Source organism: Pseudarthrobacter siccitolerans (assembly GCF_001046895.1).
Classification (GTDB): domain Bacteria; phylum Actinomycetota; class Actinomycetes; order Actinomycetales; family Micrococcaceae; genus Arthrobacter; species Arthrobacter siccitolerans.
Map to the genome: position 1 here is coordinate 259,993 of NZ_CAQI01000059.1, position 14,053 is coordinate 274,045.

Here is a 14,053-nt window from a genome sequence, read left to right on the forward strand (position 1 = left end):
CCGCCACGGGGGTGCGGGCCATAGACTCTAGCCAACTACGTGCAGCAGCGCCGCTCCGCGACCGACCACCCTGATCCGAACGGATCCGGGCCCGGACTATAAGAGCAGCGCCCAAGCACTCGTGCCAGCGATGGGAGTCGGCGGGTGAAACTGGGCATACCGCGGGAACGCCGGGAGGGTGAGCGGCGGGTGGCCGCCACCCCCGAGTCGGCCAAGCAACTGGTGGCGCTGGGAGTGGAACTTCTCATCGAGGCGGGCGCGGGCACGGCGGCCGGGCACCCGGATACGGCCTACCTCCAGGCCGGAGCGCAGATTGTCCCGGAACTGGACCTGGCCCAGCTGGATGTCCTGGCCCACGTCCGGCCCCTTGACCCGAACACGGTGAGGTCCCTGAAGCGGGGCGCCGTCACCGCTGGGCTGGCGTCGCCGTCGTCAGAACTCCCCACCGTTGAGGCGCTCGCCGACGCCGGCGTCACCGCCTTCGCCCTCGAACTGGTGCCGCGCATCTCCCGCGCCCAGTCCATGGATGCCCTCAGTTCGCAGGCGCTGGTGGCCGGGTACCGCTGCGTGCTGGAGGCCGCCATCCGGCTGCCCCGGTTCTTCCCCCTCTACATGACGGCTGCCGGGACCGTTCCGCCGGCAAGGGTCCTGGTCCTGGGCGCCGGCGTGGCCGGGCTGCAGGCCATCGGCACGGCAAAACGGCTCGGCGCCCGCGTCTTCGCCAACGACATCCGCCCCGCCTCCGCCGACGAGGTGGCCTCCATGGGCGGCACCTTCATCCGGCTGGACCTCGAAACCGCGGAGGCGGCCGGCGGCTACGCCCGCCAGCTGAGTTCCGACGCCGGCACCCGGCAGCGGCAGCTGCTCGCCCCGCATGTGGCGCAGGCGGACGTGCTTATTACGACGGCGGCCGTCCCCGGCAGGCGCGCACCGCTCCTGGTCACCACTGAAATGGTGCAGGGCATGCGCCCGGGTTCCGTCGTCGTCGACCTCGCCGCGGAGTCCGGCGGCAACGTGGAGGGCGTTGTCCCCGGCCAGGACATCCCCGTTCCCACCGCGGACGGTTCCGGCCATGTCACCCTGGTGGGCCTGAAGGACGCACCCTCGGCGATGGCCTCCGACGCCTCCCGGCTCTACGCCAAGAACGTTGCCAACCTGCTGGCGCTGGTCATCAAGGACGGCGCGGTAGTGCCGGACTTCGACGACGAAGTGCTCGCCGGAGCCTGCCTGACGCACGACGGCGCGGTGCGGCACCAGCCCACAGCCGACCTGCTCGCGGCGAGGGCCGGCAGCCGGCGGGAAGGGGTGCTTTGATGGACGGGATCAGCCTGCTGACCATCACAGTCCTGGCGGTGTTTGTTGGCTTCGAAGTGGTCTCCAAGGTCTCCAGCACCCTGCACACGCCGCTAATGTCCGGTGCCAACGCCATCCACGGGATCATCCTGGTGGGTGCCATCATCGTGGCCGGCCAGGCAGCAGACCCCTGGGTGCTCGCGGTGGCCCTGCTCGCCGTCGTCCTCGCCACCGCCAACCTCGTGGGCGGCTTTGTGGTGACCGACCGGATGCTGCACATGTTCCACGCCCGGAAAGAGGTGGGCGGCAACAAGGCCGGCACCAAGAAGGCAAGAGGGAAGGTGGAAGGCGCATGACCCTCCTCGACCCCGTCTGGACCTCCCTGCTGTACCTGGCCGCCGCCGTCTGCTTCATCCTTGCCCTGCGCGGCCTCAGCTCGCCCCGCACCGCCCGCCGCGGAAACCTCATCGGCGCACTGGGGGCCCTGATCGCCGTCGTCGCCGTATTCCTGTCCGCCCGGCTGGAGAACATCCCCTGGATCCTCGGCGCCATAGCCGTGGGCGCGGCGGTGGCGGCCCCCGTGGCACGGCGGGTGAAAATGACCCAGATGCCGCAACTCGTGGCGCTGTTCAACGGGGTGGGCGGCGGCGCCGCCGCACTGGTGGCACTGCTCGAACTGGGCCACGCGGATGATCCCTGGGTGCGCCTGGCCATTGTGTTCACGCTCCTGGTCGGTGCGCTTTCCTTCGCGGGCTCCGGCATCACCTTTGCCAAACTGCAGGAACTGATGACCACGCGCCCGGTGGTGTTCCCCGGCCTGCCCGTGGTGATGCCTGCGGTGCTGCTCGCGGCAGTCGCGGCCGGCGTGGCCGTCATCCTCACCGGTTCGTCGGCGCTCGCGGTGGTGCTGCTGGTGCTGGGCCTTGCCGCCGGAATCCTTCTGGTGCTGCCCGTGGGCGGCGCGGACGTCCCCATCGTGATCTCGCTGCTGAACGCCTTCACCGGCCTCGCAGTGGCGGCCTCGGGCCTGGTGCTCGGCAACGTGCTGCTGGTGGTGGCGGGCACCCTGGTGGGTGCGTCGGGTACCATCCTCACCCGTGCCATGGCTGCGGCCATGGGCCGCAGCGTTGCCGGAATCCTGTTCGGTGCCTTCCGGGGTGGCTCGACGGCGGGATCCACCGCCGTGAGCGAGCGTCCGGTTCGGTCCTCCAGTGCTGAGGACGTTGCCGTGCTCCTGGGTTATGCGCAGCGGGTGATCATCGTTCCCGGCTACGGCCTGGCCGTGGCGCAGGGACAGCACACGGCGGCGGAACTGGCGCAGGCTTTGGAGGCCCGCGGCATTGACGTCGACTTCGCCATCCATCCGGTGGCCGGCAGGATGCCCGGGCACATGAACGTGCTGCTGGCCGAAGCCAACGTGCCGTACGAATCGCTCAAGGAGATGGGCGAGATCAACCCGGAGTTCAAGACGGCGGACGTGGCGCTGGTGGTGGGCGCCAATGATGTGGTGAACCCAGCGGCCAAGACCTCGTCCGGCTCGCCCATCTACGGCATGCCCATCCTGGAGGTGGCTGACGCGCGGCAGGTGGTGTTCCTGAAACGGTCCATGCGGCCCGGTTTCGCGGGAATCGAGAACGAGTTGCTCTACCAGCCCCAGACGTCCCTGCTTTTCGGCGACGCCAAGGACTCGCTGGCCCAGGTCCTCGGAGCGGTGAAAACGCTGTAGCCGCCCTGCTGCCGGGCACAGGGCGGGCAGGCTAGTCTTCTTTCAGAAGTAGACTTTCCAATTGCCACCAGAGGACGCCATGACTGCCAACAGCTACACTGCCCCCCAGCGCGCAGCCATCATCATCAATCCTGCCAAAACGGTGGATGTGGACGTGCGCGAGCTGGTCGCCAAGCACTGCGCGGACAACGGCTGGGGCGAGGCGCTCTGGTTCGAGACCACCAAGGAGGACCCCGGCGTCGGCCAGGCGAAGGAAGCACTCGCGCAGGGGGCGGACATCGTCATCGCCGCCGGTGGCGACGGGACCGTCCGGTGCGTGGCCGAGGTGCTTTCCGGCGGCGACACCCCCATGGGCCTGCTGCCGCTCGGCACCGGAAACCTCCTGGCCCGCAACCTCGGCATGGACGTCACCGACTACGACGGTGCCATGGCCGGGACGCTGGTTGGCACCGAGCGGAAGATCGACGTGGTGCGGGCCCGGCGCAGCGATCCGGACAAAGAGCAGCTCTTCCTGGTGATGGCCGGCGTGGGGTACGACGCCACCATCATGGCGGACACCAACGAGGAGCTCAAGCACAAGGTGGGCTGGCTGGCCTACGTGGACGCTGGGATCCGGAACCTGCCGGGCAAACCGGTCAAGGCCACCATTGTGATCGACGGCAGGAAGGCCGTGCACCGCGGGGTCCGCAGCGTCATGGTGGGCAACTGTGGCAAGGTGCAGGGCGGGCTGGAGATCTTCCCGGAGGCCAAGGTGGACGACGGATTGCTGGACGTGGCCGTACTGGCGCCCCATCACGGAAAGCTGGGCTGGCTCTCAGTCCTTGCCGGGATGATCGGCAAGGGCCGCGGCAAGGACACCGCAGTGGAGTACTTCCAGGGCAAAACCGTGGAAATCACCCTGGAGCGCAACGACGACTACCAGCTCGACGGCGATCACGAGGGCCAGGGCAAACACGTCCTGATGACCATGGATCCGGCCGCCCTGACCCTGCGGATGTAATCCCAGCTAGGTATCAGTTGGGACGGAGGCTACCCGGGAGGACCCGGGCCGGTGCGCCAGGATTTCGGCGAGCTCCGCGAGCCGGTGGGCCCGGGCGGACTCTGCCGGCGTGAACGGCTCTCCGGGCCGGACGAAGGTGATGGGCCCGTGCCAGGCGGTGGGAATCTTCAGGACGGTCCCGGCGTCGTGCTTTTCCAGCGCTGCCTCTGCAGGGGTGAGGATCCTTGCCTGCAGCAGCTCGGCCACGGCAAGCGGAAGTTCGTCCGGCGCGTCCGCGATCCGGGCGGCGAGGCTGAGCGCCTTGGTCTGCCCGTCGGCCATGGCGAGGGCGGTGGTGGGCCAGACGTGGGTGCACGTGCCGCCGCCGTCCTCCAGCGCGTCCAGGAGTTCGCGTTCACCCAGGTGACCTGGAGCCGAAAGGACAAACTCGTCCAGGACACCGCCCGCCACGGGGTGCACGTGGATGCTCAGGATGTTGGTTCCTGTCCTGGCCAGTGCCCGGGTGAGCCTCTGCAGGGAACCCGGCTCGTCGCGCAGGACGGTCCGGGCCCGCCAGAGGGCAGCGGCCGCCCCGAGTTTCCGCCGGTGGCGCAGCGCCGGCGCGTGCAGCCAGCCGCGCAGGATCCGGGCTGCCGACGGCTCGGCCACCCAGATCACCAGCACGGTGGCAGTAAGGGTAAGCACCAGCACCTTGGCCACATACGGCAGGTGGGTTTCCACCACCAGGGCGTGCACCAGGAGTTCGATGGGCAGCATCACGGCCACGTTGGCCAAGGTCAGCCGAGCTTTGGGAGGTTCGGGCATCATGCCGCAGACTTCGCAGCTCAATTCCGCCGCGGGCGTGTTCGATGCGGGAGGCTTCATGCCTCAAGCATCGGACGGGGCTGTTTCGGCGGTGTTGCCCCGCCGTTCCATTCATGGGAACGCCATGGCGGGTTACGGAAAGCGGCGCCGTAGGATTTAGCAGGAACGTCAGCGCGGCCGCCCGCCCGAAGTCCACCCGCTCCGCAGGAAGGCGCTGCCCCGTGAAGCTGCTCGCCGAGATGTTCAGTATTGGTCCCGGCAACAAGGACCACCACCCCGCGCTGCGGTGCGCCGTGGGCGTCTTCGTTCCGCTCCTTACCCTGGTGCTCCTGGGCCGGCTGGACCTCGCCATCTTCGCATCCTTCGGCGCCTTCACCGGCATCTATGGCCGTGGCGAACCCCATGGCACCCGGTTCGCGCTGCAGTTGCGCGCGGGTCTGCTGATGCTCGCCGTCATCCTGCTGGCCACGCTGGCCGCCAGGACTGCCACAGTCCTGAACCTCGACACCGCCGGCACCGCCTGGCTCCTGGTTCCCGCCACCACCCTCGTGGCCGGCGCCTGTTCGCTGCTCATCTCCTGGTGGCGGATCCGCCCAGCGGGCTCGCTGTTCCACATTTTCGCGTTTGCGGCCATCGGCTCCATACCTAACCAGCCACCGCTGTGGCAGGCCATGCTGGTGGCCGCGCTCACCTCCGCGTTCTGCCTGCTGATCGGCTTCTCGGCGAGGATCCTGCCCGGCCACCGCACCCCCTGGGTCCGGCCACGGCCTGTGCGGCGCACGCCCAACGAGAAACGCGCGGCCTGGCTGGAGGGCCTGGGCTACCTCATCGCCGCGGGCCTGGCCGGTTCCCTGGCCACCTGGGCCGGGGAACTGCTGGGCTTCGGGCACAACTACTGGGCCATGGTTGCGGCCGTGGTGCCGCTCGTGGGGCACACCACCAGGCACCGCGTGCGCCGCGGCGTCCAAAGGATCATCGGCACCATCCTTGGCCTGGTGATCCTGGCCGGGATTGTGCTGCTGCACCTGGAGCCGTGGCAGACCGTGCTGGTGATGGCCCTGTGCCAGTTCGGCGCCGAAATGTTCATCATCCGCCAATACCTGCTCGCGCAGCTCTTCGTGACGCCCCTGGCCCTGATCTCCACCCTCCTGGTGGTGCCGTCCCCGCCCGGCATCCTGCTCCGGGACCGCATCATCGAGACGGTGATCGGGGCCGCCGTCGGTATTGCCGTGGTGCTGGCACCGGGAGCATGGCGCCGTTTCCGGGAACGCACGACGGCGCGTCCCGGCAACGTGCCCCACTCCCCGACTGCACGTCGGGGGTAGGCTGAAAGCATCCCATTGAACGGAAACGGGGGTGTGTGGTGGCCAACTCGGCCTCGGGCGACTCAGTGGTGGACAGGATTGTCCGGCTGATCGCGGCCTTCCCCCAGGACGTCGGCGCCCTGCAGCTCTCGGAACTGGCCTCCCGCGCCGGTTTGCCGCTGACTACCACCCACCGCCTGGTCCGCCAGCTCGCCGGGCACGGACTGCTGGACACCGGCCCCGGCGGTACCGTGCGGCCCGGGCTGCGGCTGTGGGAGCTGGTGAACCGCACATCCCCGGCCCTGGCGCTGCGCCAGGCGGCCATGCCGTTTATGGAGGACATCCAGCACGTCCTGAACCAGAACGTGAACCTCGCGGTGCTGGACGGCTGGGAGGCACTCTTTGTGGAACGGCTGTCCCGGCGCGGCTCGGTGGCCAACCGTGCCCAGGTGGCCGGGAGGATGCCCGTGCACATCTCATCCGCCGGGCTGGCGCTGATGGCGCACCAGGACAAGGGGCTCCAGGGGGAGTACCTGGAGCAGTTCGCCGACCCGGACGGGAAGCTCACCAAGGATGACGTCCGGAGCCTGCTGGCCGAGACGGCCCGCCAGGGCTTTGCCCAGCTGAAGGGCGTGGTGGATCCGGACACCTGGGGGATCGCCGTCCCGGTGCTCAACCGCAGGCAACGCGCGGTGGCATCGCTTGGCGTCGTGGTTCCGTTGCGGGAGATGCGCCTGCAGGCGCTGGTGCCCGCACTGCAGACCGCCGCCCGGGGCATCGCCCGGCAGCTCCCCGAATCCTAGTCACCATTGAACGGAATTCTCGTGGTGGGAGTCACTGCCGGTGGCGCACACTGAGTGCCAGACCCACCCACCGGCGCCGCCCCTGCGGAGCCCGCAACGAAGCGAGACCCTCATGGCAGCACGCAAAATCATCACCACGCAGGTGGCCATTATGGGCGCCGGCCCCGCCGGGCTGATGCTCTCCCACCTCCTGGCCAAGGCCGGCATTGAATCCACGGTCATCGAGGTCCGCAGCCACAAGGAAATATCCGAAACCGTCCGCGCCGGTATCCTGGAGCACGGCACCGTCAACCTGCTGGTGGACAGCGGCGTATCGGACCGCGTGCTGCGCCACGGCGACCGGCACGACGGCATCGAACTGCGGTTCAACGGCGAGAGCCACCGCGTCGATTTCAAGGACCTGGTGGGGGAGTCCGTGTGGCTGTACCCGCAGACGGACGTCTTCCTGGACCTCGCCGCGCGCCGGAAGGACGACGGCGGCGACGTCCGCTACAGCGTCACTGACACTTCCGTCCATGATCTCGAGGGCAAGCCGAAGGTCTGGTTCACTGACGCCGACGGTGTGGAGCATGAGATCCAGGCGGACTTCCTGGTGGGTGCTGACGGCTCCCGCAGCCACTGCCGGTTCCAGATCCCGGAGGCGCACCGCAAGTGGTACTTCCATGAGTACCCGTTCGCCTGGTTCGGCATCCTGGCTGAAGCCCCGCGCAGCTCCGATGAGCTGATCTACGCCAACTCAGACAACGGATTCGCCCTGATCAGCCAGCGCACCGAAACGGTGCAGCGGATGTACTTCCAGTGCGATCCCCAGGAGAACGTTGCTGAGTGGGACGATGACCGGATCTGGGCCGAGTTCCGCAGCCGCGTCAACGGCAACGGCTTTGAGCTCAAGGAAGGCCCGGTCATCGAGAAGATGGTGCTGCCGTTCCGCAGCTTCGTCCACACCCCCATGCGGTACGGCAACCTGTTCCTGGCCGGTGACGCCGCGCACACCGTGCCGCCCACCGGAGCCAAAGGCCTGAACCTGGCCATCCATGACATCAAGGTGCTCTTCGAAGGCCTGGACAGCCACTACAACTCCGGCTCGGACCGGCTGCTGGAGACGTACAGCGACCGGGCCCTGGAGCGGGTGTGGAAGGCGCAGCAGTTCTCCTACTGGATGACCACCATGCTGCACACCCCCGCCGATGCGGACGACTTCTCCCGTGCCCGCCAGTTGGGCGAGCTGAACTCCGTGGTCTCGTCCCGGCACGGCATGGCCTACCTCGCCGAGGCCTACACCGGCTGGCCGGGCGCGAGCTAACCCAGCAGGCGCCGGACCGCTGAGGCGATGGCTGTAGGGTCCGGCTCCTCGTCCCGCCTGACGGTGAGCAAGTGGAGCATCACGCCGTCGCCATAGTCCGCCAGATCCCGTGCACGGGCGGGAGCATCGGCAATCCCCAATGCGGTGAGGGCCTGTTCCAGGCCGCCCACCAGCCGGAAGTGCCCGGCTGTTACCGACTCTGGTTTATCCAGGGAGAGGGCCAGGCGGGCGCGGGTGAGGCCCGCGTGCTGCCCGGCCAGGGCAATCACCAGGGCGGCCAGTTGGCTTGCCAGCTCCTCGATGTTCTGCGGCGGACCGGCCGGTCCCTGGTCCTGCAGGAGTGCGGCGTCCACCTGCTCCAGGCGGTCCAGTACCGCTGCAACGAGGGCGGCCCGGCTCCGGTAGTAGTTGGACGTGGTGCCTTCCGCCAGGTTTGCTGCCGCGTCCACTGCCCGGTGGGTGAGGCCCTTCATTCCCTTGGCAGCCACCACGGTGAGGGCGGCATCAAGAAGTTGGGTCCGGCGGTCAGGCATGGGCCCAGTGTATTGCCCCTTCCGATCCACTACAAAAGTAGTAGAATCGGCCGCATGGAAACAATCTCGATTGTTGGCGGCGGCATTGCCGGCCTGGCGCTGGCCTCGTGCCTGGACCCGAACCGCTTCGAGGTGACGGTTTACGAGAAGCGGCCGGAGCTGCCCACCGTGGGCAACGCGCTGGGAATGTGGCCCAACGCCCAACGCGCCCTGGCCCGGCTTGGAGTCCTGGATGAGGCGCGGGCCGTCAGCCCGGTCCTTGGCAGCGGGTCGCTCCGTAACGGTGCCGGCGAGCCCTGGGTTACTGTCAACGCGGGTGGCATGTTCGCGATTTCCCGCATCGACCTGCTGCGGCTCCTTGACGCCGCCGTACCCGGCACGGTCCGCCGGGTCACGGACCATGTCCAGGCGCTGCCAGCCCATGGCGGCCTGGTGGTAGGGGCCGACGGCGTGCACAGCCTGGTCCGCCGTGAGGGCTGGGGCAGCCGCAGCGCGGCAAAACTCACGCCCTATCTCGCCCTGCGCGGGACCCTTCCCTCCACGGTCAGCCCGGACGTGGTGGGCGAGTACTGGGGCCGCGGCGACATCTTCGGCATTGCCGCCGCCCGGGGCGGCATGTTCTGGTACGCCAGTTACCGGTCCGGGCTGGGCCCGTATGGCATCGACGCGGCCGCAGCCCTGGAACAGGCCCGGGAGCGCTTCGCGGGCCATTCGCCGGCCATTCGGCAGGTGCTGGCGGCCGCCACGGCCCAAGCCTGCCTGGTGCAGCGGATCTGGACGACTCCCCGCTTGAAGTCCTTCGTCCGGGGCAGGACAGTGCTCATCGGTGACGCCGCGCACGCCATGGCCCCGACCCTCGGACGTGGCGCCTGTGAATCCCTGGTGGACGCAGTCACGCTGGCTGACCTCCTCAATACGCTGCCCGTGGAGCAGGCACTCAAGTCCTACGACCGGCAGCGCCGCCTGCGGACCCGTGCGCTGAGCCTGGCATCCTCGGCGCTCGCGCGCGTGGCCCTGGCGGAGGGCGGCCAGCCCCTGCGTGACCGGCTGCTCAGGCTGGCCCGACGGCGGCAGGCGGGTGCCGTCGTCGGCAGCAGTTCCGCAGTCTGATCAGCGGACAGGAGCGGCAGCCTTCCCTGCATCGTCGCCGGACATCATGCCGCTGCCCAGCGCCGGACCGGCGACTGCTGCGGGAGGAGGCGCCGCAGACAGCCGTCTCTTGCCCGGCCCTTTCCCGCGCGACCGGCCGTACACCAGGTACATCGTGATTCCGGTGATGACCATCAGCAGCACCGTGTACACAAAAGTGTTGGCGATGCCCTCAGTACCCTCGGCGCCGTCGGTGTTGGCTTTGATCACCAGACCCAGGGGCTGGACCAGCGGATGGGCCAGGAAGATGGCCGTGTCGTAGTCGTCCAGCAGGCTGTTGAAGTTCAGGGCGGTGATGGCGGCTGCCGCCGGCAGCACCAGCGGCAGCAGGATCCGCCGGAACACGTAGAGGGTCTTGGCACCCATGATGGCCGCCGCCTCCTCGAGCGAGGAATTCACGGAGGCGAAGGACGCCTTGAGCATCCGGAGCGTAAACGGGATCTTGACCGTCACAAAGGCGATCAGCAGGATCACCGTGGTGCCGGTGAGGACAGCGCCGCCCACCAGGGGATTGGGGTGGTCGTAACTGATGATCAGGCCCAGTGCGAGCAGTGCCGAGGGCAGGATCCACGGGATGTGCAGCAGGTATTCGAAGGCAGTGGACACCCAGTTCCGGTACTTCTGCAGCAGGCGGGCCACGAAGAGCAGGCCGCCGACGGCGATCAGGGCTGCCAGGGCGCTGTACACCACGCTGACGATGAACGGCCGCAGCCCCGACTGCTGCGTCAGGACCCGCGTGTAGTTCTCCAGGGTCAGGCTTCCCAGGGAGAGCTGCCCGGTCTGGATGGCGGCGCCGTCGGCAAACGAGTACAGCACAATCAGGAGCACCGGCAGGGTGTACACGGCAAAGAGCAGGTACGCCAGGGTGTGGACAAGCGCGTTGGCCACCGGATTGGTGATCTGCTGCTTCTGCAGGGCCGAGGACACCTTTGACACCGAAAAGTACGTGCCCCCTTTTTCGAGCCGGGACATTACGGCGAGCATCAGGATGGTGGCCACGCCCAGGATGACCGCCAGCAGGGCGGCGAGGTCGCGGGACGTTGGGCTGTTGGTGAAGGTCAGGATCATGGGCGTGATGGTCTGGAAGTCCCGGCCGCCCAGCACCTGCGGGGCGCTCAAAGCGCCGAGGCCGGTCAGGAAGGACAGGATGGTGACGGCGAACAGCGTGGGCTTGAGCATGGGCAGCACAATCCGCCGGAGGATGGTCCAGGTGGAAGCGCCGAGGTTCCTGGCCGCCTCCACGGTTTGGTAGTCGATGCCCTTCAACGCGTTGGCCACAAACAGCATGTGGTTGGTGGTGGTGGCAAAAGTCATCACCACCAGGACCGCGAAGAACCCTGAGAACCAGCCCGGATCCAGGCTTGGGAACAACTTGACCAGCAGGGACGTGACAATGCCTTTGTCCCCGTAGATGAACTTGTACCCTGCAGCCAGCACAATGCCGCCGTAGATAAAGGTGGAGGCGTAGCCCAGAAACAGGATCCTGGATCCCCTGATCCGGAAGTAGTGGGTCACCAGGACAATAAAAATCCCCACCAGGTTCACCGTGATGGACAACGCGACGGCGAGCAGGAAACTGTTCCCCAGGGCCTTCATGGCCCGTTGGGAGGAGAAGAGTTTTTCTGCGGCCCGGCCGGAGAAACTGCCGTCCGGGAAGAACGTCGCCATCAGGATATTTACGTTGGGCCACACCAGGAACGCGGCGATGAACCAGGTGAGAACAACACCCACCACCAGGACAAAGGGGGAGCGGGCCATGCTGCGGACCGGCGTGCCGCTCATGGCAGCGGTACCGCCTGGTCTTCCCGCTCCAAGGCAATGCCGGTCGCAGGGTGGTACTGCAGGATGTGTTCAGGCCGGAGATATACCGTGGCGTCACTTCCCGGCTCCGGCTGCGGCCCGCCGTCCTCCCGCACGAGGAGGCGGATGTCCGAGCCGTGGCTGCGCACCACGTAGCGGCTGTGCAGGCCGTGATAGGTGCGTGACAGAACTGTGCCGGGAAGTCCGACGGCGGCTCCCCCGTCCGCGCCCGGATGCAGGGACGCTTTTTCCACCCGCAGGTAGGAGCTGGCGTCCGTGCTGAGGCCCGCTCCCGAACGGCGGTTCAACTCCGCGACGAACTCCGGCGTCAGCGCCGAACTGTCCCCGATGAAGTTGCAGACGAACTCGGTTGCGGAACGGTCGTAGATCTCCTGGGGCGTACCCAGCTGCTCCACCACGCCCTTGTTGAACACCGCCACCCTGTCGCTCATCGCCAGCGCCTCGTCCTGATCGTGCGTGACGTAGACGGTGGTAATGCCGAACTGGCTTTGCAGGTCCTTCAGCTGCTGCCGCAATTGGTGCCGCAGCTTCGCGTCCAGGTTGGACAGGGGTTCATCCAGCAGCAGGATCTTGGGCCGCAGGACCAGTGCACGCGCCACCGCCACGCGCTGCTGCTGGCCCCCGGACAGTTCGGCCACGTTCTTGGCCAGCTGCTCATCGCTGAGCTCCACCCGGCGGGCGATGTCCCGGACCATGTGGTCGCTGTCCGCCGGTTTCTCTTTCCGTACCCGCAACCCGAAGGCGATGTTTTCCCAGACGCTCATGCTGGGGAAGAGGGCGTAGTTCTGGAACACCATGCCCACCTGCCTCTTGTCGCTGGGAAGCCGGGTGACATCCTTGCCGTCCACCCGCACTGTGCCTTTGGACGGCTGGATGAAGCCTGCCAATGTGCGCAGCGCCGTCGTCTTTCCGCAGCCTGAAGGCCCCAGCAGGGTAAAGAACTCGCCGGGCCGGACGTGCAGGTCCAGATGCGGGATGGCGGTGAAATCGCCAAAGGAAACTTCAATGTTGTCCAAGCGGATCATGGCTAACCTGTCTGGTGGAACGGCTGGGCGGAGGGCAGGAGCGCCAGTTACGTCATGTACTCGAGTTCGATTTTCTCCACCCAGGCGCCCATGTTCTCCTGCACGAACTCCCAGTCAATGTCCTGCTGCTTGAGGTCGGCGAAGAAGTCCACCACGTCCGGGTTGGCTTTGGCCTGGGCCGCCTCGTTCACGGGCATGGAGTTGAACTGCTGCGCAAACTCGCCCTGGACCTCGGCGCTGCCGAACCAGTCGATGAACTTCTGCGCCTGTTCCTTCTTTTTGGTGCCCTTCACCAGCGCTATCTGCTCCACGGCCAGGGGCACCCCGACGGACGGGATCACGGTCTCGACGTTGACGTTGAAGGACTTTTCGCGGTCGGCGATGATCGATGACGGCATCTGGCCCATGTCCACTTCACCGGAGGCGATGCGGGCAAAGAGGTCAGTCTTGGCAACAGCAGGACTGCCGTTCTGGAAGTACTGCTCCACCTGCTTCCAGCCTTCGTCCGAGATGCCCAGATCGCCGGAGTCATCACGATAGCGGCTGAGGATGCCCGCAAAAACAAGCTGGGCTGTGGCGGTGCCCAGGCCGGTGACACGTTCGTAGCGGGCTTTGAACTCGTCCTTTGTCCAGAGGTCGGTCCAGTCCTGCGGCGCGGCCTCCTTGGAGAATTTGTCGGAGTTATAGCCCAGGAGGATGGCCTGTTTGACCAGGGGCCAGTAGGCTTCACCGTCCGCCAGTTCCGGGTCAACGTCACCGGCCCACGCCGGCTCGTACGGTTCAAGAACGCCTTCGGCTTTGATCTGGGAAAAGTACATGTTGTTCAGGCCGAAAGCGACATCTGCAATCGGGTTGTTTTTCTCGGCGATCAGCTTGTTGGTGGCGTCAGCGCCGCCGGCTCCCACGATCTCGATCTTGAAACCGGCCCCGGCGGCCTTTGCGGTGAGCCAGTCGCCGCGGCCTTCGCCGTTGGAGTTGGTGTAGACCACAAGGGTTTCGCCGGAACCGCCGGCAGGTGCCGTGGACGGACCACCCGAGGCGGCTGGTGTTGCTGCTTGCCCGCCGCATCCGGCAAGAAGGGTGGCGGCGACGGCGGCGGCAACCAAAGTCTGGAATTTACGCACGATCAGGACTCATTTCTGGACTGGAATCGGAGCATGTCCGGCCAGCCTATAGCCGGACATGGCGAATATCGGGCGTTATTGCTATCGATTCGATAAACAGCCCGACTGGCCACTCTGATCCTGGTTCAGAAACGGCTGGTGCCCGGCGCGTAAACCTGGGCTTAACTC

The 14,053-nt window shown here is 67.2% G+C and carries 13 protein-coding genes; 8 read left to right on the forward strand and 5 right to left on the reverse strand.

The annotated features are described in order from the left end of the window. The first annotated feature begins 144 nt into the window (after positions 1-144). The 4 genes from ARTSIC4J27_RS21340 (at position 145) to ARTSIC4J27_RS21355 (ending at position 4,019) form a co-directional block, all read left to right on the forward strand. Complete coding sequence (locus ARTSIC4J27_RS21340; protein ID WP_050057204.1) at positions 145-1,314, forward strand: Re/Si-specific NAD(P)(+) transhydrogenase subunit alpha; 1,170 nt, start codon at positions 145-147, stop codon at positions 1,312-1,314. Then, positions 1,314-1,649, forward strand: a complete 336-nt coding sequence (locus ARTSIC4J27_RS21345) for an NAD(P) transhydrogenase subunit alpha (protein WP_050057205.1) — start codon at positions 1,314-1,316, stop codon at positions 1,647-1,649. The genes ARTSIC4J27_RS21340 and ARTSIC4J27_RS21345 overlap by 1 nt, the downstream gene beginning before the upstream one ends. After that, positions 1,646-3,019: an NAD(P)(+) transhydrogenase (Re/Si-specific) subunit beta gene (locus tag ARTSIC4J27_RS21350; protein WP_050057206.1), complete on the forward strand. Its 1,374-nt coding sequence runs from the start codon at positions 1,646-1,648 to the stop codon at positions 3,017-3,019. Before ARTSIC4J27_RS21345 ends, ARTSIC4J27_RS21350 begins: the two co-directional genes overlap by 4 nt. A 79-nt stretch (positions 3,020-3,098) precedes the next feature. Beyond that, complete coding sequence (locus ARTSIC4J27_RS21355; RefSeq protein ID WP_050057207.1) at positions 3,099-4,019, forward strand: diacylglycerol/lipid kinase family protein; 921 nt, start codon at positions 3,099-3,101, stop codon at positions 4,017-4,019. Positions 4,020-4,025: 6 nt separating this feature from the next. Here ARTSIC4J27_RS21355 and ARTSIC4J27_RS21360 read toward each other — a convergent pair whose 3' ends face one another. After that, positions 4,026-4,883 (reverse strand): ACT domain-containing protein, encoded by an 858-nt coding sequence (locus ARTSIC4J27_RS21360; protein WP_050057208.1) that lies wholly within the window; start codon positions 4,881-4,883, stop codon positions 4,026-4,028. 161 nt (positions 4,884-5,044) lie between these two features. Here ARTSIC4J27_RS21360 and ARTSIC4J27_RS21365 point away from each other — a divergent pair, with 161 nt between their 5' ends. The 3 genes from ARTSIC4J27_RS21365 to ARTSIC4J27_RS21375 all read left to right on the forward strand — a co-directional run bounded on the left by ARTSIC4J27_RS21365 (position 5,045) and on the right by ARTSIC4J27_RS21375 (position 8,233). Then, positions 5,045-6,148 carry an FUSC family protein gene (locus tag ARTSIC4J27_RS21365; RefSeq protein ID WP_050057209.1) on the forward strand — a complete coding sequence of 368 codons (1,104 nt, stop codon included), beginning with the start codon at positions 5,045-5,047 and terminating at the stop codon, positions 6,146-6,148. A 38-nt stretch (positions 6,149-6,186) separates the two neighbouring features. After that, complete coding sequence (locus ARTSIC4J27_RS21370) at positions 6,187-6,930, forward strand: IclR family transcriptional regulator (RefSeq protein WP_050057286.1); 744 nt, start codon at positions 6,187-6,189, stop codon at positions 6,928-6,930. A gap of 112 nt (positions 6,931-7,042) precedes the next feature. After that, a complete protein-coding gene (locus ARTSIC4J27_RS21375) occupies positions 7,043-8,233 on the forward strand; it encodes a 4-hydroxybenzoate 3-monooxygenase (RefSeq protein WP_050057210.1) in 1,191 nt (396 codons plus the stop codon). Here the strand turns inward: ARTSIC4J27_RS21375 and ARTSIC4J27_RS21380 are convergent. Further along, entirely contained in the window at positions 8,230-8,766 is a 537-nt protein-coding gene (locus ARTSIC4J27_RS21380) for a TetR/AcrR family transcriptional regulator (RefSeq protein ID WP_050057211.1), read from the reverse strand. The genes ARTSIC4J27_RS21375 and ARTSIC4J27_RS21380 overlap by 4 nt on opposite strands. Before the next feature lie 54 nt (positions 8,767-8,820). Between ARTSIC4J27_RS21380 and ARTSIC4J27_RS21385 the strand changes: the two genes are divergently transcribed. Continuing rightward, positions 8,821-9,876, forward strand: coding sequence for an FAD-dependent monooxygenase (locus ARTSIC4J27_RS21385; protein ID WP_050057212.1), 1,056 nt, complete (start codon positions 8,821-8,823; stop codon positions 9,874-9,876). Here ARTSIC4J27_RS21385 and ARTSIC4J27_RS21390 read toward each other — a convergent pair whose 3' ends face one another. The 3 genes from ARTSIC4J27_RS21390 to ARTSIC4J27_RS21400 are packed head-to-tail and all read right to left on the reverse strand — an operon-like array spanning position 9,877 to position 13,885. Continuing rightward, entirely contained in the window at positions 9,877-11,697 is a 1,821-nt protein-coding gene (locus tag ARTSIC4J27_RS21390) for an ABC transporter permease (RefSeq protein WP_050057213.1), read from the reverse strand. Beyond that, a complete protein-coding gene (locus ARTSIC4J27_RS21395) occupies positions 11,694-12,761 on the reverse strand; it encodes an ABC transporter ATP-binding protein (protein ID WP_050057214.1) in 1,068 nt (355 codons plus the stop codon). Before ARTSIC4J27_RS21395 ends, ARTSIC4J27_RS21390 begins: the two co-directional genes overlap by 4 nt. A gap of 47 nt (positions 12,762-12,808) precedes the next feature. After that, positions 12,809-13,885 (reverse strand): extracellular solute-binding protein, encoded by a 1,077-nt coding sequence (locus ARTSIC4J27_RS21400; RefSeq protein ID WP_050057215.1) that lies wholly within the window; start codon positions 13,883-13,885, stop codon positions 12,809-12,811. Between the last annotated feature and the right edge of the window lie 168 nt (positions 13,886-14,053).

Coding starts and splice junctions, on each gene's coding strand:
- ARTSIC4J27_RS21345 (WP_050057205.1), top strand. CDS start 1,314: ATGGACGGGATCAGCCTGCTGACCATCACAGTCCTGGCGGTGTTTGTT.
- ARTSIC4J27_RS21375 (WP_050057210.1), top strand. CDS start 7,043: ATGGCAGCACGCAAAATCATCACCACGCAGGTGGCCATTATGGGCGCC.
- ARTSIC4J27_RS21395 (WP_050057214.1), bottom strand. CDS start 12,761: ATGATCCGCTTGGACAACATTGAAGTTTCCTTTGGCGATTTCACCGCC.
- ARTSIC4J27_RS21350 (WP_050057206.1), top strand. CDS start 1,646: ATGACCCTCCTCGACCCCGTCTGGACCTCCCTGCTGTACCTGGCCGCC.
- ARTSIC4J27_RS21380 (WP_050057211.1), bottom strand. CDS start 8,766: ATGCCTGACCGCCGGACCCAACTTCTTGATGCCGCCCTCACCGTGGTG.
- ARTSIC4J27_RS21355 (WP_050057207.1), top strand. CDS start 3,099: ATGACTGCCAACAGCTACACTGCCCCCCAGCGCGCAGCCATCATCATC.
- ARTSIC4J27_RS21385 (WP_050057212.1), top strand. CDS start 8,821: ATGGAAACAATCTCGATTGTTGGCGGCGGCATTGCCGGCCTGGCGCTG.
- ARTSIC4J27_RS21360 (WP_050057208.1), bottom strand. CDS start 4,883: ATGAAGCCTCCCGCATCGAACACGCCCGCGGCGGAATTGAGCTGCGAA.
- ARTSIC4J27_RS21390 (WP_050057213.1), bottom strand. CDS start 11,697: ATGAGCGGCACGCCGGTCCGCAGCATGGCCCGCTCCCCCTTTGTCCTG.